21 protein-coding genes are annotated in these 23,524 nt (G+C 71.4%); 6 read left to right on the forward strand and 15 right to left on the reverse strand.

Going from position 1 to position 23,524, the window contains the following annotated elements; all coding sequences use genetic code 11:
• Positions 1-2: 2 nt before the first annotated feature.
• Genes ACZ4UU_RS36750 through ACZ4UU_RS36760 form a run of 3 tightly spaced genes read right to left on the reverse strand, consistent with a single transcriptional unit; the run spans position 3 to position 2,937 of the window.
• Positions 3-275, reverse strand: coding sequence for an acyl carrier protein (locus ACZ4UU_RS36750; protein WP_471907751.1), 273 nt, complete (start codon positions 273-275; stop codon positions 3-5).
• Positions 272-1,798 carry an amino acid adenylation domain-containing protein gene (locus ACZ4UU_RS36755; RefSeq protein ID WP_471907752.1) on the reverse strand — a complete coding sequence of 509 codons (1,527 nt, stop codon included), beginning with the start codon at positions 1,796-1,798 and terminating at the stop codon, positions 272-274. Before ACZ4UU_RS36755 ends, ACZ4UU_RS36750 begins: the two co-directional genes overlap by 4 nt.
• Positions 1,795-2,937 carry an acyl-CoA dehydrogenase family protein gene (locus ACZ4UU_RS36760; protein WP_471907753.1) on the reverse strand — a complete coding sequence of 381 codons (1,143 nt, stop codon included), beginning with the start codon at positions 2,935-2,937 and terminating at the stop codon, positions 1,795-1,797. The genes ACZ4UU_RS36755 and ACZ4UU_RS36760 overlap by 4 nt, the downstream gene beginning before the upstream one ends.
• A gap of 315 nt (positions 2,938-3,252) precedes the next feature.
• Between ACZ4UU_RS36760 and ACZ4UU_RS36765 the strand changes: the two genes are divergently transcribed.
• Positions 3,253-4,269: a threonine ammonia-lyase gene (locus tag ACZ4UU_RS36765; protein WP_471907754.1), complete on the forward strand. Its 1,017-nt coding sequence runs from the start codon at positions 3,253-3,255 to the stop codon at positions 4,267-4,269.
• A 104-nt stretch (positions 4,270-4,373) separates the two neighbouring features.
• Positions 4,374-6,128, forward strand: coding sequence for a 3-hydroxyacyl-CoA dehydrogenase family protein (locus ACZ4UU_RS36770; RefSeq protein ID WP_471907755.1), 1,755 nt, complete (start codon positions 4,374-4,376; stop codon positions 6,126-6,128).
• Positions 6,129-6,130: 2 nt separating this feature from the next.
• Here the strand turns inward: ACZ4UU_RS36770 and ACZ4UU_RS36775 are convergent, their stop codons facing one another.
• From ACZ4UU_RS36775 to ACZ4UU_RS36815, 9 genes are all read right to left on the reverse strand, one after another.
• Positions 6,131-6,910: an alpha/beta fold hydrolase gene (locus tag ACZ4UU_RS36775; protein WP_471907756.1), complete on the reverse strand. Its 780-nt coding sequence runs from the start codon at positions 6,908-6,910 to the stop codon at positions 6,131-6,133.
• Positions 6,911-6,958: 48 nt separating this feature from the next.
• Positions 6,959-7,603, reverse strand: coding sequence for a LysR family transcriptional regulator substrate-binding protein (locus tag ACZ4UU_RS36780; RefSeq protein ID WP_471907757.1), 645 nt, complete (start codon positions 7,601-7,603; stop codon positions 6,959-6,961).
• A 1-nt stretch (position 7,604) separates the two neighbouring features.
• Positions 7,605-8,342, reverse strand: a complete 738-nt coding sequence (locus ACZ4UU_RS36785) for a DUF6182 family protein (RefSeq protein WP_471907758.1) — start codon at positions 8,340-8,342, stop codon at positions 7,605-7,607.
• Positions 8,339-9,469, reverse strand: a complete 1,131-nt coding sequence (locus tag ACZ4UU_RS36790) for a hypothetical protein (RefSeq protein ID WP_471907759.1) — start codon at positions 9,467-9,469, stop codon at positions 8,339-8,341. The genes ACZ4UU_RS36785 and ACZ4UU_RS36790 overlap by 4 nt, the downstream gene beginning before the upstream one ends.
• Entirely contained in the window at positions 9,469-10,917 is a 1,449-nt protein-coding gene (locus tag ACZ4UU_RS36795; protein ID WP_471907760.1) for an FAD-dependent monooxygenase, read from the reverse strand. The genes ACZ4UU_RS36790 and ACZ4UU_RS36795 overlap by 1 nt, the downstream gene beginning before the upstream one ends.
• Positions 10,914-11,771, reverse strand: a complete 858-nt coding sequence (locus tag ACZ4UU_RS36800) for an SAM-dependent methyltransferase (RefSeq protein ID WP_471907761.1) — start codon at positions 11,769-11,771, stop codon at positions 10,914-10,916. Before ACZ4UU_RS36800 ends, ACZ4UU_RS36795 begins: the two co-directional genes overlap by 4 nt.
• Before the next feature lie 38 nt (positions 11,772-11,809).
• Complete coding sequence (locus tag ACZ4UU_RS36805; protein WP_471907762.1) at positions 11,810-13,492, reverse strand: GH3 family acyl-acid amido synthetase; 1,683 nt, start codon at positions 13,490-13,492, stop codon at positions 11,810-11,812.
• Entirely contained in the window at positions 13,489-14,118 is a 630-nt protein-coding gene (locus ACZ4UU_RS36810; RefSeq protein WP_471907763.1) for a hypothetical protein, read from the reverse strand. The genes ACZ4UU_RS36805 and ACZ4UU_RS36810 overlap by 4 nt, the downstream gene beginning before the upstream one ends.
• 139 nt (positions 14,119-14,257) lie before the next feature.
• Entirely contained in the window at positions 14,258-15,811 is a 1,554-nt protein-coding gene (locus ACZ4UU_RS36815) for an MFS transporter (protein WP_471907764.1), read from the reverse strand.
• Positions 15,812-15,889: 78 nt separating this feature from the next.
• On the opposite strand from ACZ4UU_RS36815, the gene ACZ4UU_RS36820 reads away from it, so the two are divergent.
• On the forward strand, positions 15,890-16,546 hold the full coding sequence (locus ACZ4UU_RS36820; RefSeq protein ID WP_471907765.1) for a TetR/AcrR family transcriptional regulator: 657 nt from the start codon (positions 15,890-15,892) through the stop codon (positions 16,544-16,546).
• Between the two features lie 41 nt (positions 16,547-16,587).
• On the opposite strand, the gene rffA is transcribed toward ACZ4UU_RS36820, so the two are convergent.
• Together rffA and ACZ4UU_RS36830 are read right to left on the reverse strand one after the other, a co-directional pair.
• Positions 16,588-17,781 (reverse strand): dTDP-4-amino-4,6-dideoxygalactose transaminase, encoded by a 1,194-nt coding sequence (rffA, locus tag ACZ4UU_RS36825; RefSeq protein WP_471907766.1) that lies wholly within the window; start codon positions 17,779-17,781, stop codon positions 16,588-16,590.
• A complete protein-coding gene (locus tag ACZ4UU_RS36830; RefSeq protein ID WP_471907893.1) occupies positions 17,778-18,989 on the reverse strand; it encodes a nucleotide disphospho-sugar-binding domain-containing protein in 1,212 nt (403 codons plus the stop codon). Before ACZ4UU_RS36830 ends, rffA begins: the two co-directional genes overlap by 4 nt.
• 240 nt (positions 18,990-19,229) lie before the next feature.
• Between ACZ4UU_RS36830 and ACZ4UU_RS36835 the strand changes: the two genes are divergently transcribed.
• A complete protein-coding gene (locus ACZ4UU_RS36835; RefSeq protein WP_471907767.1) occupies positions 19,230-20,351 on the forward strand; it encodes a DegT/DnrJ/EryC1/StrS family aminotransferase in 1,122 nt (373 codons plus the stop codon).
• On the opposite strand, the gene ACZ4UU_RS36840 is transcribed toward ACZ4UU_RS36835, so the two are convergent.
• A complete protein-coding gene (locus ACZ4UU_RS36840) occupies positions 20,271-21,098 on the reverse strand; it encodes an NAD-dependent epimerase/dehydratase family protein (protein WP_471907768.1) in 828 nt (275 codons plus the stop codon). The genes ACZ4UU_RS36835 and ACZ4UU_RS36840 overlap by 81 nt on opposite strands.
• A 197-nt stretch (positions 21,099-21,295) precedes the next feature.
• On the opposite strand from ACZ4UU_RS36840, the gene ccrA reads away from it, so the two are divergent.
• Together ccrA and ACZ4UU_RS36850 are read left to right on the forward strand one after the other, a co-directional pair.
• Positions 21,296-22,672, forward strand: coding sequence for a crotonyl-CoA carboxylase/reductase (gene ccrA, locus ACZ4UU_RS36845; protein WP_471907769.1), 1,377 nt, complete (start codon positions 21,296-21,298; stop codon positions 22,670-22,672).
• Positions 22,669-23,439, forward strand: a complete 771-nt coding sequence (locus ACZ4UU_RS36850; RefSeq protein WP_471907770.1) for a thioesterase II family protein — start codon at positions 22,669-22,671, stop codon at positions 23,437-23,439. Before ccrA ends, ACZ4UU_RS36850 begins: the two co-directional genes overlap by 4 nt.
• Positions 23,440-23,524: the final 85 nt, after the last annotated feature.

A 23,524-nucleotide genomic window follows, 5' to 3' on the forward strand; every position in this document is an offset into this window, starting at 1 on the left:
ACCTAAAGCGGGGAAGTGCTGCACACCAGCGCCGAAATACTGCGTACGTTCTTGAAGTTGCCGCCGCTGATTTTCGCCAGCGGAATATCGGCGGCCAGTTCTTCCCGGATGAAGTTCAGCAGAATGGCAACCTTCAGCGAATCGAGGACGCCGTATTCGAGGAGCGGCGTCTCCTCGTCCAGTTCACCGTTCGGGTCGCCGGACAGGAACCTCTCCCTGATGAAGGCGATCAGCCGCGCGGTGACGTCGACCTCGGACCGTGTGCTGGAACTCATGGGACCCTCTCCTGGTTGGTTTCCGCTGGGGTGTGCGCGTCGCCGGCCAGCGCGGCCCGGTCGACCTTGCCGTTGCGGGTGCGGGGCAGGCAGGCGACGAAGTGGAAGGCGTCGGCGACCATGTAGGGCGGGAGCCGCTCGGCCGCGTGCCGCTTGAGGGACAGCACGCCCGGCGCCGGCCGGCCGCCCCGTGGTACGACGAAGACCTCCAGACGGGCGTCCAGCCCCGTGCCGGCGACCAGCGCCACGGCCTCGTCGACGTCCGGGTGCGCGGTGAGCGTGGCCTCCACGTCGCCGAGGTCCACCCGGTGACCGCGCACCTTGACCATGTGGTCGCGGCGGCCCAGGTAGTCGAAGGACCCGTCCTGCCGCACCCGCACGATGTCGCCGGTGGCGTACGGGCCCTCCTGCGGCTCCCGGCCCCAGTAGCCCGACATCACGGTCGGCCCGGACACCAGCAGCTCGCCCTCCTCACCGGGGCCCGCCCGGCGTCCTTCGGTGGTGACCGCCCAGACCGCGTCGCCACAGCAGGCGGTACCGATCGGCGCCGGCCGGCCACGGTCCAGATCGGCGGGGCCGACCTCGTGGAAGGTGCACACGTTCGTCTCCGTGGGACCGTACAGATTGAGCAGCCGAGCCCCGGTCCAGCCCGCCAGCTGCCGCACGCCGGCGATGGGGAACGGCTCCCCGGCGAACAGCACGGCGCGCAACGACGGCGGCGCGGGCCGGTCCAGCAGCCCGCCGCCGCGCATCATCAGTGAGAGGGCGGACGGTACGGAATACCAGACGCTGATCTGGCGGTGATGGACGAATTCGACCAACTGGGTCGGTGTGTAGGCCAGTTCCGCGGGGATCAGGTGGACCGAGGCGCCGACGGCGAGGGCCGCGTAGACGTCGAGCACCGACAGGTCGAAGGTGAAGGGCGCATGGCTGGAGAAGCGGTCGGCCGGTGACGCAGCCAGCTCGGCCACCGCCCAGTCCACGAAGGCACGGGCGGCGCCATGACTGACGCAGACACCCTTCGGGGCACCGGTCGAACCGGAGGTGTAGAGGATGTACGCGAGGTCCCCGGCGCCCGTCGTCCGCCGCGGCGGCGGCGCTCCCCCGGAGGGGGCCTTCGCGTCGAGCCCGTCGACCAGGACCACGCGCCCTTCCCCGGGGGCGAGTTCACCGTCCAGGCGGGCGGCGCCCTCCGCCGTCGTGCAGATGACCCGGGCGGAGCAGTCGCGTACGACGGACATCGCCCGTCGCACCGGTGTGCTCCCGTCGACCGGCACGTACGCCGCGCCGAGCCGCAGCACCGCCTGCATCGCGGCCACCACGGCCGCCGACTTGGCCGCCCACAGGACCACTCGGTCGCCCGGCCCCACTCCCTGCCGGGCGAGCAGGCGGGCCAGGGCGTCGGCCCGGCGGTCCAGTTCGGCGTAGGTCATGGTGCCGTCGGGGCCCGAGACCGCGGTGCGGCCGGGGTGGCGGGCGGCGCTGTCGATGACGAGGTCGTGCAGGCTCGCGGTCACGCTCACAGTCCGGTCTCTCTCGCGATGAGCACCTTCTGGATCTCCGTCGTGCCCGAGAAGATCGTCGCGGGGACGCTGTCGCGCAGCTGCGCCTCGATCCCGGCCCCGGCCAGATAGCCCGCGCCGCCGAAGAGCCGCACCGCGTCGAGGCTGTTGGCCACGGCGGCCTCGGACACCGCCACCTTCGACATCGCCACCGCCGCCGCGTCGTAGCGGTCCCCGTCCATCAGCCAGCACGCCCGGTACAGCAGCAACCGAGCCGCCTCCAGCCGCTGCCGCATATCGGCGATCCGGTGGGAGACCGCCTGGAACTCGCCGATCGGTCGCCCGAACTGGCGCCGGGTGCGCGCATGGGCGACGCACTGCCCCAACTGGCGCTCCATACCGCCCAGGTAGAGGGCGAACAGACAGGCCCGCTCCCATGCCATCGAGTGCTGGAAGACGCCGCTGCCCTGGCCCTCCTCACCGAGCAGGTACCGCGCGGGCACCCGGCAGTCATCGAAGCGGACTTCGCCGGCCGGGCAGCCCCACAGGCCCATCTTCGTCAGCGGACCGCTCACGGTGATCCCGGGCGCCTCGCGGGGCACGGCGAAGGCGCTCACACCGAGGAAGCCCGCCTTCGGGTCGGTCGTCGCGTACGTCACCAGCACATCGGCCACAGGGGCGTTGCTGGCGAAGCTCTTCACACCCCGCAACACGTAGTCGTCGCCGTCGCGCACTGCGGACACGGACAGCGTGCCCACGTCCGAGCCGGCCTCGGCCTCCGTCATCGCGTTCGCCGCGATCAGCCGGCCGTCGGCCAGACCCGGCAGCAGACCTGCGCGCACGTCCTGACCCGCGAAGTCCCGGACCGGGACGGCGCAGGCCAGCAGGTGCGCCGCGACCCCGAACACCAACCCGGTGTCGGTGCAGGCCTCGCCGAACGCCTCCAGCGCCAGAGCGGTGTCCAAGGCGCCGAGTCCGCCGCCGCCGTACTCCTCGGGCAGGCACAGACCGGTGAGCCCCAGTCCGGCCGCCGTGCGCCACTCCTCGCGGGTGAAGTGCTCGTCGGCCGCGGTGCGCGGCCGCCCGGGAAGCAGCTCCCGCACACCTTCCATGATGATTTCTCGGCGCTTTAGCTGCGCCGCTGTGACATCGAATTCCATCGCCTCCGCCACCGTTTCTCTCGCTGCCAGGAATGGCCGGTGAGGCGGGCCGGAGCGAGGGCGCTTTTCCCCGTCGAAAGGGCTGTCCACCAGAATGTGACCAGTGTCCGTGCCGCGGCTAAAGCGCCTCTAAGGACCGTCCCGGCGGGGATCAGCTCGCCGGACCGGCGCGGCTCAGCCCGGTGAACGGGGCTGTCCAGGAGGGCTCCCGGGCCGAAAGTCCAGGGTTAGCCGGAGTTTAGGCGCCGTACAGACCATCCAGGAGACCACTGCCCGAGGGCACCCCCGCCACCAAGCGGTGAGAAGGAGAGAGCCATGTCCGGGATCGCGACGAGCGGTGCGTCGATATCCGGCGACCGGCCCCTGCTGAGCCACGCCGGTGTCCACGAGGCCAAGCGGCGGCTCGTCTCCCGGCTCACGACGACCCCCGTCGTACGCAGCGAACAGCTCGACCGGCGGGCGGGGGCACGGCTGTGGTTGAAGGCGGAGAACCTGCAGCGCGGCGGCTCGTTCAAGATGCGCGGCGCGCTGGTGGCCCTCGACGAGCTGGTCCGCTCCAAAAGCCGCGGCGTGGTGGCCCAGTCCACCGGCAATCACGCGATCGCGGTCGCGCTGGCGGCCCACGATCACGGCCTGCCGGCCGTGCTCGTGCTGCCGCGGGACGCCGCCCCCGCCAAGGTGCGCGCCATCCGGGAGGCCGGCGCCACGGTGATCCAGGCGGGCACGACCCTGGCCGAGCGCGTGGCCGTGGTCGGTGAACTGAGCGGTGCCCGCGGCCTCGACATCATCGACCCGTACCAGAATCCGCACGTCGTGGCGGGACAGGGCACGGCCACCGCCGAGTTCCTCGCCCAGGTGGCGGCTCGGGGCGGGCGCCTGGACACGGTGGTGCTGCCGGTCGGCGGCGGGAGCGCCGTGGCGGGCGCCTGTCTCGCAGTGGACGGCCTGGGCGTCGAAGTGATCGCGGCCGAACCGGCATCGGTGCCCGCCCTGACGCAGGCTCTGCGCGTCGGACACCCGGTCACGGTCCCCGCCGAGGCGACGATCGCCGACGGCCTGCGTCCCGACCGGATCGGGCAACTGCCCTTCGACCTCGCCCGCACGGCGGTCTCCGAGGTGATCACGGTGGCCGAACCGGCCATCGCGGACGCCGTGTGTCTGGCGCTGTCCCACACCCGCCTGCTCATCGAGCCCGCGGCCGCGACCGCGCTCGCGGCCGCACTGCGCATCGCGGCAGACCGGCCGACCACCGACATCGGAGTCCTGCTCACCGGCGGCAACGTCGATCTGAGCCTGGTGGCGTCGCTGTTGTCCGGGCGGCAGGAGACCTGACCCACCACTGCTGGAGGCAACACCATGACAAGGCCCCCGCATCCGGCCCCGCCGCGTCCGGCGGACCTGACGGAGAGAAGGTACCCGGTGGGAAGGCGCCGCTCATGACCGAGCAGACAGGGTCCGCCTCCACCGTGGGGGTCGTCGGCCTGGGCAGCGTCGGCGAATCCCTCCTGCAGCTGCTGGCCGGGGCCGGCCGGCGCGTGGTCGGGGTCGACACGGACGGCGACGTCCTGCACCGGGTCGCAGGACGGCTCCGGAACGAAGAAGGGAACGCGGCCGACGTCACCCTGAGCCATGACATGGCCGTCCTCGCACACGCGGACCTGGTCATCGAAGCCGTTCCCGACAGCGCCGGCACCAAGAGTGCCGTGCTCCGCGCACTGCACACGGTGTGCGCTGCGGACACGATTCTGGTGACCATGGCGACGGCACCCACCGTGCTCGCCCTGGCGGCCGACTGCGGCCGTCCGGGCAGAACACTGGGACTGCGCCTGACAGCCCCCCTCCCGCCCGGCGGCACGGTCGAAGTCGTCCGTACCGCGGTGGTCTCCGACGATGCCGTGTCCACCGTCGAGGAGCTGCTGGACGAGACGGGACTGCGACGTGTGGCGGTCGGCACCCGCCCGGGTGTGCACGCGGACCAACTGGTGTACGCCTTCCTCAACCGGGCGGCGATGCTGTACGAGAGCGGCTACGCCACGGCACACAGCATCGATACGGCCATGCGGCTGGGCTGCGGACTTCCGTCGGGGCCTCTGGAGTTCCTGGACCGGGTCGGGATCGACACGGCGCACGCCGTGCTGACAGCTGAGCATCAGCGTTCGGGCCGTGCCTGCTTCGCGCCGGCGGCCGTCCTGTCCGACTTCGTGGCCTCCGGCCGTCTGGGCCGGAAGTCGGGGCAGGGCTTCCACAGGTACGACGAGCAGGGCGACCTCGCGGCCGGGCACGGTGAGGACGGCACGGTCGGCGACGCGCGGACCGTGGGGCGCGTCGGGATCCTGGGTTCCGGCACGATGGCGACGGGCATCGCGGAGGTGACGGCTGTCGCCGGGTATCCGACGATCGTCGTGGCGCGCGACCGGTCCGGAGCCGACCGGGTGGTGTCCTCGGTGGCGGACGCGCTGACCCGGAAGGTACGGCGGGGACGGGTGTCCCCGGACGACAGGGCGGCGGCGCTGGCGCGTCTTGAGCCCGCCGAGGAGATCGCGGCGCTCTCGGACTGCGACCTCGTGATCGAGGCGGTGGTGGAGGACCTGGACGTCAAGCTCGGCCTGTTCCGCCGGCTGGGGGAGGCCTGCAAGCCCGACGCCGTCCTTGCCACGGTGACCTCCAGCCTGCCCGTCACCCCCTGCGCACAGGCCTCGGGACGCGCGTCCCAAGTCGTGGGGATGCACTTCTTCAATCCCGCTCCGGCCATGAGACTGGTCGAGGTCGTCCGCACCGAGGAGACGACCGCGGAGACCCTCGCCACGGTGCACGGCTTCTGCCGATCCCTGCGCAAGACGGTTGTGGGCTGCGCCGACCGGGCGGGCTTCATCGTGAACTTCCTGCTGTTCCCCTACCTCGGGGATGCCATACGCCTGGTGGAGAGCGCCGAAGCGGACATCGAGGAGACGGACGCCGCGCTGGAACAGGGGTACGGCTATCCTCTGGGCCCGTTCGCCCTGCTGGACACCATCGGGCTCGACGTGTCCCTCCTGATCATGCGGCGGCTCCACGGGGAGTTCCGGCAGCCCGACTTCACGCCGCCGCGGCTGCTGGAGAGCCTCGTCCGCAGCGGCGTGCTCGGGCGCAAGAACGGGCACGGCTTCCGGACCTCCCTGTGGCGGGCGTCGCGGCGGCGCGCGCTCGGCTGACGTCACCGGTCGATGAAGTCCCGCACGAGACGCACCACTTCGGGTCCGCGTTCGAAGACCGCCATGTGCCCGCAGTCGAGTTCGGCGTACTGGCTGCCGCTGATGCCGCGTCGGGTCTCGCGGGCGTGCCGGACGGGGACCCAGTGGTCGTGCGACGCGCCGACCACCAGGGTGGGGGCCTTGATCCGGGTGAGCCTGTCACGGATGTCCACCGCGGCCCCGAGCTCCATCTGCCGGAGCACGCTCGTCTCCGCCGTGATCAGCTCGACGCCCGCCTTGATGCCGTCGGAACCGATACCGGTCAGGTAGGGCGCGGAGAAGACGGAGAGCAGGGTGAACTGCTGGAAGGACCGCGGGTCCACCCGGGCGAGACGTTGCACCAGATCCATCAGGAACCGCTGCCGCGGGTCGTCGTTGTGGGACCAGCCGCAGATCAGGACCAGACGGCGCACGCGCTCCGGGTACGCGGCGGCGGCGGCCGCCGCCACGACCGATCCGAGGGAGAAGCCCACCAGGTCGAACGGCTCGTCCGTCACCGCCTCCGCAGCTCCGACGACCTGGTCGGCCAACAGGTCCACCGTCAGGGGGAGTTCTCCCAGGGGAGTCCCGCCACTGCCGGCGAAGTCGGGCGAGATGACCGTCCGCCGGCCGGTGAAGTCGTCGACGAGATGTCCGAAGGTGGTCTCGGAGTCCGTGCCGGCGGCGTGGACCAGGAGGAGACCTGGCCCGTCGCCCTTTGCCGTGTAGTGGACGGGTGATCCGTGTACGGAGACGGTGGGCATGGCGGTGAGTCCTCTCGGGTGGGAAGGGTCGGGAGGCGGAGCGCGGGCTCAGGCGAGCGGCTGTCGGGCGGCACCGTGTTCGGCGTCGGCGACGAAGTCGGCCGCACCCGGGGGCAGTTCCGCGTCGCGCAGCCAGGCGAGCCTCACGGGGGCGGGCGGCAGGTCATGGATCGGTATGACCCTGACCTGGGGCGGTACGATCGCGTCCAGCGACCGGAACGACAGGTGGACGGCCTGCGTGGAGACGAGCACCGCGACCATCGCCTCCACCGTGGTCAGCGCGTGGACCCGGCGGATCGACGTGCCGGCGGGGGTCCTCGGCGGCACCACCTCGTCCCAGACGTACGGCGGGAAGTCGCCCGGGCGGTCGAAGGCGTCGTAGCGAGCGGCCTCCTCGACCGACACCGTGGCGCGGTCCGCGAAGGGGTGGTGGGCCCCGACGATCAGCGCTCGGCCGTCGTGGGCCACGGGTCTGCTGACGGCGATGTCCGGTTCCCGCAGCCCGTACTTGACGATCATGAGGTCCAGCGAACGGTCCCGCAGGGGACCAAACGGGTCGGCGGCGTCGTACGGGACGAACTCCCACTCCTGCGGGCGTTGTGCGGCCGCCACGATGCGCTCGGCCAGGTGTGCGGAGCCGTGGACCCCGAGGCGGATGGGACGGGGGGACGGGGCGGGACGGGAAAGCGGCACCTCAGGTCTCCTCTGTCAGCCCGGCGTACGCCATGAGTTCGCGCGGACGGTGGGTGTCGATGTCGACGCGCAGCGCCGCGAACGGCACGGCCAGGCCGGCCAGGCGCGGTACGGATCGGAGGGTCAGCCGGTCTCCCGGGCGTATCAGGCCGTCCATGACGGCCTCGGCCAGCAGGTGGTTCACCTGGACGAGCAGGTCGGAGACGGTGGTCCGTGCGGTGGCGACGTACACGTCGCGGTGGACGGGGCGGCGGGTGCCCGAACCGTCCCGCGCCGGTGTCTCGACCGTGACCGGTGCCCACGCGCCGGCGGGGCGGGCCCCGTCGAACGTCTTGAGCAGACGGCGCAACGGGAGGGCGGCCGCGTCGGTGGTGGGTCCCAGCCAGGCCGCCGAGCCGTCGTCGGCGATGTGGTCGAAGGCGAACCGCTCACGGAGGTTGGCGGGCTGCCCGGCCAGACAGACGGTCCGGGTGAACGACCGGCGCCAGGAATCGGCACGGTCGGGCGGCAGGGACAGTGCGAAGCGACAGGTTTCGCGCACCCACTGCGGCAGTGAGAAGCGGCCGATGACGGCGACGACCGACGCCGCGTCGGCCGGGCCGTCCTGCCCGGCGACGGCGGCCTTGGCCCGCACGAGGGCTTCGGTGTCGGAGAGATCCAGGCGTGCGGTCAGCTCGGGGCGTGCCAGCCGGAGCCGCTCCGCGGCGGTGGTGAGCAGGAGTTCTCGGGTGAGCGTCATAAGAACACCGTGGTGAGCAGGTCGTGGTCGGGGGCCCGGCGTCTTCGACCCAGCAGGGACGAGGTGAGCCGGTAGGGATCGATGTGCAGGTGGTCGCCGCGATGCCGGGCCAGGGTGCTGACGACACCGTCGCCGCCCGGCCCAGGCGTCGTCTGCGAACGGGCCAGCAACTGCTCGGCGCGGCCCAGGCTCTTGCGGAGCAGGTCGTACCGGAAGGACTGCTGCTGCCCTGGCCCGAGGACGGCGATGAAGTACAGGCGCATGCCGAGCCGGCAGGCCGCGGGGCCGTACTCCTCGCCGACGGACCGCAGCAGGGCATCGACGGTGTGGCCCCGCCAGCCGCCGTGCCGGGCGGAGGCGATCTTCCCCTCGATGGGCACCCGGCCGACCGGCACGCGGTGCACCACGCACCCCCTTTCGCCCAGCACACGCTGCAGGAGCTGGTAGTCGGGGTCGAGTTCACGGTCGTACAGCACCACCACCTCGTCGTAGCGGGGGGCGAGGGGCAGGAGCTCGCGCAGGGCGCAGGCGACGTAGTTGGGGCGTCCGTCGGACGTGATGATCCGGCGCAGCGGCAGGCCGAACCGGGTGGCGTCGAGGTACACGGGTCCGCCCCAGCCGCGCTGGTCCAGACCGACGCCGGCCGCCACCAGGTCCTCCACCATCTCCTCAAGCCCGTAGCCGGGGGGCTGGTGCGCCAGCAGCCCGGGGTCGTGCAGGCCGAGTCGTTCGTAGTGCCCGGCCCACAGTTGCAGCACCCGCGCGCTGGCCGGGTGCACGAAGCCGGTGCGCTCGACGGCCTCCGCGTACGGGCGCAGGTGCTCGGCGGCGGGCGCCGTCTCCTCGGCGCGGAAGCGGACGTACAGCTCGCCGATCTCGTCCTCGGACAGCGAGGCGTAGTCGGTGTCGCCCAGGGTGCGGTCGAGGAACTCCCAGAATCCCAGGGTCTGCTCGGTCGGGTGGTACGTCGTGTGGCTGTACCGGTACGTGACGTCCGCGAGCGGTGCGGTGGCGCGGAACATCACGTCCGTCCACAACAGCCCCTTGAGGTGGCTGGGCGTCAGCGGCTTGGACGGCGTGACGGTGATCGGCGCGAGCAGCACCTTCCGGGTGGTGCCGCCGCCCATCAGGCCGCCTCCCCGGCAGCGAGGGCCTCCAGCAGTTCTTCCCGGGTCGGCGGCCGGTGGGCGGGGCCGGCGCCGTCGGTGCGGGCACCGCCAACCCGGGCCCGGAACGCGGCGTCGTCGAAGATCCCGGCGGGCGTGTCCAGGCCCATCAGCACGCGCGTCAGACCGCGCCACACGGTGGCGTCGACGGCGGCTGCCCGCGCCACCTCGGCGACACCGGGGCGGCCCGGGGCGGCGGGCGGCGTCGGGGGCGGCGCGACGCCATGGATCCGGGCGCGCCACAGGCGGTCGCGGACCAGGTCGTCGTGGACGGACTGCTCGTACCACGGGCGGTACAACCCGTCGGCGAGGCGGGCGGCCAGCTCGCTCTGCCGCTCGTCCACCTCCGGGTGTCCGTCGAGCAGCGCGGCCAACCGGAAGGCGTGGTGCAGGGCGAGCGACATGCCGCGGCCGTACAGCGGGTCGGTGACGCAGGCGGCGTCGCCGACCGGGAACAGCCCGGCCACCGGCGAGCCGCCGGCTTGCGCGGTGCCGCGCAGGATGTTCGGCGGCAGGGTCATGGCGCGTACGGGTGTCAGCGGCGTCGCGGCCCGGTCGTCCGCCCACGCCGCCACGAAGGGGGAGAGGCGGGCGGCGGCGGTGAAGGCCGCCGGACCGCGCAGGAGGTTCGTGGCCGGGTCGGAGGTCGGCACGCCGAGGGTGATCACGAAGACGCCGTTGTCGGCCGGGTGCACGACCGCCGCGTAGTGGTCCCAGACCCCTCCTGCGGCGTTGCCTCGGTTCAGCGGCCCGAGCAGGCCGTCGTCAGGGGCGTGCTGCCGGTAGAAGCGGGTGAACGCGCGCAGTCGGCTGGGCGCGGTCAGGTCGTCCGGCACGGGCAGGCCGGCGTCCGTCAGCCAGGACCGCGAGGCGGATCCGCGTCCGGTGGCGTCCACGACGAACCGGGCGGGCACCCGCTCGCCCCGGTCGGTGACGACGCCCGAGGCCCGGGTCGCGGACGGATCCAGGAGCAGCCCTCGGACCGCCGTACCGTGGCTGATGGTGACCTGCGGAAGACTCCGCACGGCGCGGTGCAGCACCAGCTCGAACACCGTGCGTCGGACGGCGAGCGCGATCAGCTCGGGGTCGGTGACCTCGCGCGGGCCGCCGGCGGGAGGCGCCGCGACGGTGAGGTCGAGCAGCCGCGCACCCTCCTCGACGGCGGCCTCCAGCACGCGAGGAGCGTGGTCGCGCAGCTCGCGTACGCCGAGCGAGGTGAGGATGTGGGAGTGGCCGCACTGGGGGAGGGCCGGCCGGTGCCAGGCGTCGGCGGCCTTGGCGGCCGGGCCCTGCGGAGGTGGCGCGCCCCGCTCCAGGACCCGCACCGGAACGCCCCGCCCGGCCAGGGCGAGCGCGGTGGCGAGGCCGGAGACGCTCCCGCCGACGACGACGGCCGCGGGCCCGGTCACCGGCGCCGCCCGTGGATGAAGAAGACCCGCCGTACGTCCTTGACGTCGCGCGGCGGTACCGGGTCCGGCCAGCGGCCGAAGTCCGCCTCCGGCTCACCGGGCTGGACGGCGCGGACGTCGAACCCGTACCGGTCGAAGAGTGCCTCCGGCTCATCGCTGCCGAACAGCCAGGGACAGCCCCAGCGGGCGAAGACGTCCAGCAGCCCGCGCATGTCCGGCCGGGTGAGGGCGGCGGCGTTGACGAGGTCGGCGGCGATGCGGCTGCCGGGCGCGGACAGCGCTGCCACGCGTTCCAGCATCCGGTGCGCGTCCGGTTCGCGGATGTAGTAGAGAAGGCCCTCCAGCAGCCAGGTGGAGGGCAGTTCCGGGTCGTACCCGGCGGCGATCAGCTCACCCTCCCAGCCTTCGACGGTGAAGTCGACGGCGACGGTGCGGTGGGCCACCCGGGGGGCGACGCCCTCCAGCCGGTCCGCCTTGAACGCCAGCACGGCCGGACGGTCGGCCTCGAAGTAGCGGACGTGATCCGGCCACTCCATCCGGTAGGCCCGCGAGTCCATGCCGGCGGGTGCCAGCACGATCTGCGTCATCTGCGGGTCCTGGGCGGCACCGTGCAGGAAGTCGTCGAAGAACCTGGTGCGGATAGCGTTGTAGTCCGGGGTGCTGGGCAGCGAGCGCGGCCGGTCCGGCGGGAAGGTCGCGGCCCGTACCTCGGCCAGCAGCTCGGGGCCGATGCCGCCGGCGAGCCGGGCGGCGTACGGGTCGCTGTAGAGGCGGTCCTCGCGCGCGGTCTCGGCGGCGCGCAGGGCCGCGGTCAGCAGGGCGGTCCGCTCGACGGCGGACAGCAGGTCGGTCATCTGGGGGCTCTCCTGTGTGCTGGATGCGGGGGAGTGCGTCACACCGGTGTCGTGCCGGTCAGGCGCTGCCACAGCGCTTCGTCCTGCCGGAACAGCCGGTCCTTGACCTGGGTGGGGCGGACACCGTCGCCGACGGCCGCGTGCCAGTCCCGTTGGAACGCGTCGCGGTCGAGCAGGACCAGTTCGGGACGGACGAGCCGGCGTTCGGTCCGCGCCCGCCGGTAGCCGGCGGACTCCCGTTCGAGGCCCGCGTCGAGCAGGTCGGTGAAGTGCTCGGCCTCCGCGTCCTGCCAGCGGGTGCCGGGGGCGACCGCGAAGACGTAGCGCGGGGGTGCTCCCGGAGCTGTCGCCACCCGGCAGGCGACGTTGACGAGCGTGAGTCCGGTGCCGGCGAGCGCGGCGTGCAGGGCTCGCACCACCTGCCCCTCGCGCAGCCGCTCACCGGCGGCGTCGGACCGGGTGGCGCGGCCTGCGTACGCGACGCGCGGTACACCGCCGGGCAGGTCCACGACCCGGACGACGTCGCCGACGGCGTACCGGTACAGGCCGCCCACGTGGCTGAAGACCACGTGGTACTCGCGGCCCGCCTCCAGCTCGTGCGGCAGCAGGGTCGCCACGTCGGGGGTGAGGTCCGCGTCGGCGTCCACGAACTCGTACGCGGACGCGGACACGACGAGGCTCCCCGCGTCGCCGTGCCGGTCCAGCGGTACCCCGACCGGTCCCTCCGACGCCGCGACAGGCGCCGGGAGCGCGGCGACCCCGATGCCGAACTCCTCGCGCAGCGCGGGCAGATAGAGGGAGGCCACGCCGGTCGTCCAGCAGAACAGGGCCCGGACCCGGGGCCAGACGTGCGCGGGGGCCACGGTGCCGAAGTAGTCGGCGAGCCGCTGCAGTTCGAGGGCGCGCCGGGGGGCGGGGGAGCCGTACGGCAGGCCGCCCAGGGTGCCGTCGTGGACCTCCTTGACGATGCGGTCCCACCACAGGTTCAGCTGGTAGGGCACGGCCGCGATCATCGCCGGGTTGATGCCGATGAAGCACCGCACGTCGCTCTGCACCGCGAGGCGCAGCCGCAGGTACGCCTTCTCCAGGTGGTCGTCGGGGGCGACGTCCACGGGAAGGGCGGCCCAGGGGGCGGCGGTGCCCAGCTCGGCCGCGAGCTCCTCACCGAACTTCGCGCCGAAGTCCACCTGGCTGGCGCCGACATGGGGGCGGCCGTCGGCCGTGGTGGGGGGCGCGGCGAGCGGGTCGTGCTTGAGGTTGAGCACGGCGTCGGGCCGGCTCGCGACCTCGGGGAAGTTCTCGATCAGGGGCGCCCACGCCGCGTAGTAGAAGGGGAAGAAGGTGGTGCGCATGAAGTGCCGTGTGATCGGGATCTTCTTGTGCGCGCCGGTGCTGCCGCTGCTGGTGAAGTACACCACGGGCGGGTCCGCGGACAGCAGGTTCTGCTCGCCTGCCGCCGTGCGCTCGATCAGGGGCGCGTGAGCCGCGTAGTCCTGGACGGGCACGGCCCTGCGGAACTCGTCGATGTCGCGGATGCGGCCGAATCCGTGCTCACGGCCGAACTCCGTCTCCGCGTTGTGGTCGAGGAGGTCGGCGAGGACGCGCCGCTGTCGTTCCCGCATGTCGGCCAACGCCGTTCGCAGGGTGTCGCGTTCGGCGAAGACCCGCTCCCGGTACCGGTCGGCGTGTCCCGGGGCCGCCCACCCCTTGACCGCGTTCACGACGCGAGCGCTTCCAGTACGGCGTCCGCCGCCCGCCCCACGCTGGGCTGTTCCTCGATGATCGTCACTGGCAGATCACGCACCTCTTCCAGGAGCAGCTTGCGGAGGTTCTTCTGATAGCTCTCGAAACCCGGCCACTCCGGGCGGGCCCCGTGGTGCTCCAGCGGGTTGAGCCGGGCGCCGTCCGCCGAGCGCCGCCAGGCGGACTCGGGCGACACGTCGAGGTAGACCACGGCCTGCGGCTGCTGGAAGGAGCGCCACCAGGTGTACATGGGGTTCCCCGCGACACCGGCCAGCCGGCACTTCGCGAGGATCTTGTAGTAGTAGGAATCCACGAGTATCGGGGCCGCGCCGTCCTGGCGCCGCACCTCGTCCCTCAGGTACACGACGGCGGTCTGCAGCAGACTGGCCAGGAAGTCGGCGGAGTACGAGGTCTCCAGCGCCGGCAGGACGTCGTCGACGACGTTCCGCCGCAGCCGGCCGATGAGCGCGTGCTGCGGCGGGACGAGCGCGTCGTCAGTGGAGAGCAGCCGCCACTCGGGCCGCCTGGCACGGATCTCCGCCATGACCGAGGACTTGCCCGCGGCGTCCGGGCCCAGCAGAACGCAGAAACGCCGTTCGTTCACTCTTGCACCTTCCTCTCGTCGAGCCCGTGGCCGGGCTGACCCGGCCGTGGTCGCGTGGGCAGCGAGCGTAGGCATCGGGGCTTGGGGGCCGCTAAGGCCGTTCAGGCGGCGTCGAGCGGAACGCGGTGGCCTCGCCGTCTCAGGTGGCCGGGGCGGGGTCGGCCGCCGGGGTCCGCTCGCTGGGTGTGGGCTCGGGCAGGAAGAAGTACGTGATGGCGAGCGTGAGCGCCGCGATCCCCGCCCCGACCAGGAACACCGTGTTGGTGGCCCCCACCAGTGCGTCGACCACCTGGGGCTGGACGTCCGCGGGCAGCTCCTGGATGCGTGCGGCGCTCGGCTCGCCGCCCTGCGCGTCCTTGAGGGAGTCGGGCAGGTGCGACGCGTACGAGCGGGCGAGGACCGTACCGAGGATGGCGGTGCCGATGGCGCCGCCCAGCATCTGGCTGAACCGAACCGAGGTGATCGCCACGCCCATCTGCTCCTCGGGCGCGGTCAGTTGCACGGCCACCAGGGCCAGGCCCAGCACCTGTCCGAGGCCCGCGCCCAGGAGCAGCAGGGAGCCGTTGAGCAGCCACGCGGAGGTGTCGGCCCGCAGCAGGCTCAGCAGTGCCATGGACACCGTCACCATGGTCATGCCGCTGACCATGACCTTTCGGAACCGGCCGGGCTTTTGCACCACGCGACCGGAGACGATCCCGGACACCGTCATGCCGACGGCCATCGGCAGCAGATAGAGCCCTGCCTCGGCGGCGCGCACGTCACGCGCCGTCTGGAGGTAGAGCGACACATAGACGACGGCGCCGATGATGACCATGCCGGCGAAGAACTCCTGCGGACTCGCCACCCGGAAGACCCGGTTGCGGAACAGGGTGAGGGGGAAGATCGGCTCGGGCGCGACGAACCGGGACCACACTCCCCGCCGCACGAGCCCCTGCCGCAGGAGGAACGCGACCAGCAGCGCCAGCCCGGTGGCACCGAGCAGCAGGATCACGGGCGACCCCCAGGCGTACTCGTGCCCACCCCACTCCGTCAGCAGCAGCAGCGCACCGGCCGCGCCGGCGATCAGGCCCGCGCCGAGGAAGTCGATGCGTTCCGCGCCGCGCCGCTCCGGCAGCCGCAGACAAGTGGCGACCAGCACCCAGGAGATCAGGCCCAGCGGCACATTGATGTAGAAGATCCAGCGCCAGGAGAACTGGTCGGCGATGAATCCACCGGTCAGCGGTCCGACGACCACGCCGACGCCGACCATCACTCCGCCCATGCCGACGCCGGCGCCTCCGGTGGACCCGCCCTCGGCCGTCTCCTTCGGTGGCCAGATGCTCATCACCATGATGAGCGTGACGCCCATCAGGCCGCCGCCGCCGATGCCCTGGACAGCCCGGTACGCCACCAACTCGCCCATGCTCTGGGCCAGTCCGCACAGGGCGGACCCGGTCAGGAACGTGGCCAGCGAGAAGAGGTAGATCCGCTTGGGGCCGTACATGTCGCACAGCTTCCCGTAGAGCGGCTGGGTGACCGTGGCGGCCAGTCCGTACGCGGTGATCACCCAGGGGAAGGACTCGAGGCCGTGGTCGGGGTCGAGGCTCTTGGCGATCGGCCACACGGCCGTCGCCACCACGTTGGTGTCGACGATTCCCAGGATCATCGCGATGACCGCGCCGATCGTCGCCAGTCTCATCTGCGTCAGCGTCATGGAGAAAACTTAACCGTGGAAAATCTATTTATCAAGTACAAAGATTTACTCGGGTCAAGTCAGTGGTAAGCTGTGGCCATGACTGAGGGTGCTGCGCCCACCCCCGCCGCGGGGCTGCGCGAGAGGAAGAAGCAGGAGACGCGGTTCGCGATCTTCCGGGCGGCCATGGAGCTCTTCGTGGCCAAGGGGTTCGACCAGGTCTCCGTCGCCCAGGTCGCCGAGGCCGCCAATGTCTCCAAGGTCACCGTCTTCAACTACTTCCCGACCAAGGAAGACCTCGTCATGGTGCCGATGGCGGAACGGATGAGAGACCCGGGTCGGCCCGTGCGCGAGCGCGCCCCGGGGGAGTCCGCGCTCTCGGCCCTGCGCCGGGAGTTCATCGCCGAACTGGACCGCCGCGAGTCGCACGTCGGCCTCAGCCCGGAGGGTCTCGACTTCATGCGGGTCGTCCGCGGCAGCGCCGCCCTGACCGGCCGGACCATGCTCCTCGACCGCAAGAACGAGCTGGACCTCGCCGAGACCCTGGCCGCCGAAACCGGCGCCGAACCGGACGACATGACCCCCCATGTGGTGGCGGCCGCGGTCATGGGCGCCATCCACGCCGTCGTCGGGGAGAACTGGCGTCGGCTGGTCGCCGGGGAGTCCCCCGACGCCATCCACGCCGACGCCGTCGCCAACGCCGAACGGGCCTTCGCGATCCTCGAAGCCGGGCTCGGGGACTACGCCGTGCGCTGACCCCGTACCGCCGGGACGGCGCGGGCCGGCGCCCAGCCGTCTCAGGCCTCGGTACGGAACGACGTGACCGCCGCGACGATCCGGTCCACGTCGGCCTCGCTCAGCCCGGTGTAGAGCGGAAGCCGGATCACCTGATCGGCCACCCGCTCGGTGACCGGGCACCCTCCCGGCGCCGTACGCCCGTACCGCAGCCCGGCGGGCGCGCTGTGCAGCGGCTGGTAATGCGGGGTCGCCTGCACCCCACGCTCCGTCAGATGCCGCTGGAACGCACCACGCACCACCGGGTTTGGCGCCAGCAGGTAGTACAGATGAGCCGGATGCACGCACCCCTCCGGCACGACGGGCCGGCTGAAACCGGTTGCGGCGGCCCACTCCGCCAGCCGCTCCTGGTAGGCGTCCCACACCTGGAGCCGACGCGCCTGGATCGTGTCGAAGTTCTCCAGCTGCGCGGTGAGGAAGGCGGCGAGCAGTTCGGACGGCAGATAGCTCGAACCCAGCTCCACCCAGTGGTACTTGTCGACCGTGCCCCGGTAGTACTGGGTGCGGTTGGTGCCCTTCTCGCGGATGATCTCCGCCTGCTCGACCAGGTCCACCTGGTTGATCACGAGGGCGCCGCCCTCGCCGCAGTGAGCGTTCTTCGTCGAGTGGAAGCTCTGCGTCGCCAGCGCCCCGATCGCACCGAGCGGAGTGCCGCGGTAACTCCCGCCCAGACCGTGGGCGTTGTCCTCGATCACCATCAGACCATGACGCTCCGCGATCTTCATGATGGCGTCCATCTCGCAGGCGACCCCCGCGTAATGGACGATCACGATCGCCTTGGTCCGCTCCGTGATCGCCGCCTCCACGAGCCGCTCGTCGATATTGAGCGTGTCCGGGCGGCAGTCGACGAAGACCGGCACCGCACCGCGCAGCGCGTACGCGTTGGCCGTCGAGGGAAAGGTGAACGACGGCATGACGACCTCGTCGCCGGCCCGCAGGTCGAGCAGCAGCGCCGTCATGTCCAGCGCGTGCGAGCACGAGGTGGTCAGCAAGGTGGCGGCGGAGCCGATCATCCTGGTGAGCACCGCGGTGGCACGTGCGGTGAAGGGCCCGTCACCCTCCAGCGTCCCGCTCGCCAGGGCGGCCTCCATGTGCGTCGTCTCGGCACCCGTCACATACGCCCGGTTGAAGGGGATGGCGGTGCTGTCCGGGTCCTCCAGCAGGAGCTTCCCTCGGGCGCTGACCTCGTTGTTCACACAAGCTCCTCGATGCTCTTCAGGACCTGGGAGGGAGCGGGCTGGGCGAGGTTCTCCGCCTGCAGCTCCGCCGCGGCCTTGCGGACGGGCGAGTCGCCGAGCAGTGACGAGACGGCGGCCGCCACGTCGTCGGCGTCGATCGGATCGGCCGGCAGCGTCAACGCGGCACCCGCCCCGGTCAGGAGCCGCGCGTTGAACGTCAGACCGGGGTTGTAGGGGACGACGACCTGCGGGACGCCGTAGTAGGCCGCCGTCAGCGTGGTGCCCGTCCCGCCGTGGTTCACCGCGGCCGCGCAGGTCGGCAGAACCGCGTTCAACGGCAGGTCCACCACCACCCGCACGCCGTCGGGCACGGGCCCGATTCTCTCGCGATCGGCGGCGCGCACGGCCACCACCGTCTCCACGCCCAGCGTGGACAGCGAGCCGATCAGCGCGGTGAGCGGATGGGCGGCGCCCGACTCATGGGACACCGTGTTCAGCGTCAGCCACGACAGGCACACCCGCGGCCGGTCGGCCGGCACCCGTAGCCAGTCCGGCACCGGGGCCGAGCCGTTGAACGGCAGATACCGGGCTGCGAGACGACGGGGCACCCGGGCCGGCTGGAGGCTCGGGGGACCGGGGTCGACCGTGCCGACACCGTGGTGGGCGGCCGGTTCCACTCCGAACCGGCCGTACAGCTCGCGCAGTTGTCCCGGCCAGCTCTCCGGGTCCGCGCCGTAGCCGGGGAAATCGGTCAGCGTGGCCGGCTGCGGTCCCCACAGGTGGTGGACCAGGGGTGCGCCCGCCACCGCCGCCACCAGGGGGGCCACCATGGTGATCGGATCCGACACCACCAGGTCCGGACGCCAGGCGCGGACGAACGTGACGAGCTCGTCGACCATCGCGAACGCCGTCCGGACATGGGGCTCGACCCGTAGCTCGGCATACCGGCGGAACGCCTCCGGGGACATCGCCGAGACGTCACCGGAAGCGGTGGGTCCCTCCCCGGTCTCTCGCCGCACCGCTTCCCCGGCCGCGGTGATATTTGCCATCAGGTCGTAGGAAGCGCCCACCGGAATGGCGTTCAATCCCGCCCCCACAATGGAATCCACCACGGGTGGCTGACCCGCTATGTACACCTCGTGGCCGGCGCTGCGAAAGGCCCAGGCAAGCGGAACCATCGGAAAGAGATGGCTGGGTACGGCAGCTGGAATAAAAAGTACGCGCATCGCCGCTCCAAATTCGCCGGTGTCGTACACCACGGCACCAGCGGTCGCTAAAAGGCGGACGAAGCGCGGCTAAACCCGCATTCGTAGGGCGAGACCTGGCAGGTCCGAGCGTGTACTGTCGGCGGGGCCCGCTGCCGCGTGGCTCATTCCCGCGGTATCTGGCACTTACGTCTCTTTCAACGGTATGGTGCCGAAGAACCGTGCGACACCCATCCGGGACTCGAATCGTGAGGAGCCTCCGTGGCCATTCGCATATGGGATTACCTGGCTGAATACGACGAAGAGCGGAGCGATATTATCGACGCCGTGGAAACGGTGTTCTCCTCCGGTCAGCTCATTCTCGGTCAGAGCGTCGAAGGATTCGAACGGGAATTCGCCGCCTACCATGGCGTCCCGTACTGCACAGGCGTGGACAACGGCACCAACGCACTCAAGCTGGGCCTGGAGGCCCTCGGCGTCGGACCGGGCGACGAAGTCGTCACGGTCTCCAACACCGCGGCGCCGACCGTGGTCGCCATCAGCGGCACCGGGGCGAAACCGGTCTTCGTCGATGTCCGTGAGGAGGACTTCCTCATGGACACCGAGTGCGTCGCCGAGGCGATCACGGCCCGGACCAAGGCGCTGCTGCCGGTGCACCTGTACGGCCAGTGCGTCGACATGGCGCCGCTGCGGCGGCTCGCTGACGAACACGGCCTGAAGCTCCTGGAGGACTGCGCCCAGGCCCACGGCGCCCGCCGCGACGGCCGGATCGCCGGCTCCATGGGCGACGCCGCCGCGTTCTCCTTCTATCCGACCAAGGTCCTCGGCGCCTACGGGGACGGCGGTGCCGTCATCACCTCCGACGCCGAAACCGACCAGGCCATGCGGCAGTTGCGCTACTACGGCATGGAGGAGGTGTACTACGTCGTCCGCACGCCGGGCCACAACGCCCGCCTGGACGAGGTCCAGGCCGAGATCCTGAACCGCAAACTCGGCCGGCTCGACCGCTACATCGAAGGCCGCCGCCGGGTGGCCGGGCGCTACGCCGAGGGCCTCGCGGACCTCGCCGGGCCGGGCGGGCTGCTCCTGCCCGAGGTGACCGAGGGCAACGAACACGTCTACTACCTCTACGTGGTCCGCCACCCCCGGCGGGACACGATCATCGAGGAGCTGAAGAAGCATGACATCGCGCTGAACATCAGCTACCCGTGGCCCGTGCACACCATGACGGGCTTCGAGCACCTCGGCTACGCCAAGGGGGACCTGCCCGTCACCGAGCGGCTCGCGGACGAGATCTTCTCCCTACCGATGTATCCGACCCTGTCCGAGGCGGCTCAGGACCGGGTCATCGACGCCCTGCGCGACGTGCTGTCCAGGTTCTGACGGCGGCGTCTGCCGTTCCGCGACGTACCGGTCGAGCAGCACGTTCAGGTACGGCAGACCGCCGGGCGGGCACGCCGCAGGCACCAGCCGGCGCAGCTTCTCCACCGAGACCACGGTGCGGTTGGACGGCACCTCGACGATCTCCCGGGTGGCGGCACAACCGAGCCTGGCCTCCACGCCGTCGACGATGTCCTCGATCCGATACGCGGTCCCGGAGGCGACGTTGACGATCTCGTTGCGAATCCCCGCCGCCAACAGGCCGTCCAGGGCAGCCACCACGTCACGGACGTCGATCAGGTCGCGGTGCACACCGCGGAACAGCTTGACCCGGCCGGAGCGGATCTGCCGCATGAGCGACGTCAGCAACTGGTGCCCCCGCTGGCCTGGACCGACCGTGTGGCTCAGCCGCAGCGTCAGCCAGTGCGTACCGCTCTCGCGGAGTTCCTGCTCCATGGCCAGCTTGTGCCGTCCGTAAGGGGACGAGGGGGTCACCGCGTAGGTCTCGTCCGCGGCCGTGTCGGGGCTGCCGTACATGGCGTGCGACGCGCTCGACAGGAACACCAGCAGCCGGCCCGCCCGGCGGCACCGTTCGGCCTGCTCGCGCAGCAGCTCCGCCTCACGCCGGAACTGCATCGGGGAGTCGGCCACCGTGGTGGACACACCCGCCGCCAGCACCGTGGCGCGAGGATGGCGGTCGATGACCGGCTCCAGGTTGTGGGCCAGGAAGCCTTTCCCGACAACTTCCATCAGTGGATCTCCTCGCACCGAGCAGGGTTGCGCATCGTCACAGCAGGGTCTCAGCCCCGCTCCGTGGGCGAACACCCCTAGATCCCCCAGTCCCCCGAGCCCGAAGAACCCCAGGCGAACGTAGGGGTTCTCGCGTGGTCCACCTACTCACCGGCGTCCGACGCAGCGACGCCACGACCCAACGTTGGGGAACCGAAATGCAAGAGATCATCAGCGCCGTCCTCTCCGGTGACGCGGTCTCGGACGACTTCACCGCGCTGCCACTGCCCGAGTCCTACCGCGCGAACGTCGTCCTGAAGGAGGACGTCGGGATGTTCGAGGGGACGCCGTCCCGCGACAAGGACCCGCGCAAGTCGCTCCACGTTCAGGACGTGCCCACGCCCGAGCCCGGAATGGGCGAGGCGCTCATCGCGGTCATGGCGAGCTCCGTCAACTACAACACGGTCTGGTCGTCGATCTTCGAGCCGCTGCCGACGTTCGGCTTCCTCGAGCGGTACGGCAGGCTGTCGCCGCTGGCCGCGCGGCACGACCTGCCCTACCACGTCCTCGGCTCCGATCTGGCGGGTGTGGTCCTGCGCACCGGCCCCGGGGTGAACGCCTGGAAGCCGGGCGACGAGGTCGTCGCGCACTGTCTGTCGGTCGAACTGGAGGCGTCGGACGGCCACGGCGACACGATGCTCGACCCCGAGCAGCGCATCTGGGGCTTCGAGACCAACTTCGGCGGCCTGGCGCAGATCGCGCTGGTGAAGTCGAACCAGCTGATGCCGAAGCCCGCGCACCTGAGCTGGGAGGAGGCGGCGGCGCCCGGTCTGGTGAACTCCACGGCGTACCGCCAGCTGGTCTCGCGCAACGGTGCCGGGATGAAGCAGGGCGACAACGTCCTCGTCTGGGGCGCGAGCGGCGGACTCGGCAGCTACGCCACCCAGTTGGTGCTGGCGGGCGGCGCCAACCCCATCTGTGTGGTGTCCAGTGAGCGCAAGGCGCGGATCTGTCGCTCGATGGGCGCCGAGGCGGTCATCGACCGTGGCGCCGAGGGGTACAGGTTCTGGAAGGACGAGAACACCCAGGACCCCAGGGAATGGAAGCGCTTCGGCAAGCGCATCCGCGAACTGACGGGTGGTGAGGACGTCGACATCGTCTTCGAGCACCCCGGCCGTGAGACCTTCGGTGCGTCCGTGTACGTCACGCGCAAGGGCGGCACCATCACCACCTGCGCCTCGACCTCGGGCTACTCGCACGAGTACGACAACCGCTACCTGTGGATGTCCCTGAAGCGGATCATCGGCTCGCACTTCGCCAACTACCGGGAGGCCTGGGAGGCCAACCGCCTCATCGTCAAGGGGAAGATCCACCCGACGCTGTCGAAGGTCTACCCGCTGGAGGAGACCGGCCAGGCGGCGTACGACGTGCACCGCAACCTCCATCAGGGCAAGGTCGGTGTGCTGTGCCTCGCCCCCGAGGAAGGCCTGGGCGTGCGTGACGAGGAGATGCGCGCCGAGCACGTCGAGGCGATCAACCGCTTCCGGACCGACCACGGCACGACACCGGCACAGGAGGAGGAGTTCAGCGCATGACGGTCTCAGGGAACCCCGCGGGGGAGTGGGTCCGCCGCTTCCACCCGTCCGGCAGCGCGGCGGTGAGGCTGGTCTGCTTCCCGCACGCGGGCGGCGCCGCCAGCTACTTCTACCCGCTCTCCGAGACGCTCGGCCCCGCCGTGGACACGGTCGCCCTGCAGTATCCGGGTCGGCAGGACCGGTTCGCGGAGGGCTGCGTCGAGACTCTCGCCGAACTCGCCGACCGCGCCTTCGCCGCGCTGACCGGATGGGACGACCGCCCCTTGGCCTTCTTCGGGCACAGCATGGGCTCGATCGTCGCCTTCGAGGTGGCTCGCCGGTTCCAGGACCGGGGCAACCCCCCGGTGAAGCTGTTCGCGTCCGGGTACCCGGCCCCGTCACGGCTGCGCGGCGGCACCGTGCACCTGAGGGACGACGCCGGTCTCGTACGGGAGCTGACCGAGGCCGGCGGCACCGATCCGGCCTGGCTCGACGACGAGCATCTGCTCGCCTCGATCCTCCCCGCCGTCCGCGGCGACTACCAGGCCGTCGAGACCCACCCCCGCACCCACGGAGTGCGGCTCGACTGTCCCGTCACGATGCTGGTCGGCGACACCGATCCGCACACCACGGTCGAGGAGGCCGCGGCCTGGGGAGACCACACTTCCCGGGAGTTCGACCTCCGGGTCTTCCCCGGCGGTCACTTCTACCTGGACCAGTACGGGCCGGAGCTGGCGGACACCCTGGCGACCTCGCTGCGGACCCTGACCCGCACCGGCTCCGCATGAGATGACCGGTGCGCGACGCCGCTCGGGACGGTCCCGTGACCGTCCCGAGCGGTTTTCCTCATATATGTCTCGTACGTATTCCTAC

The organism is Streptomyces sp. NPDC028907 (assembly GCF_055564995.1).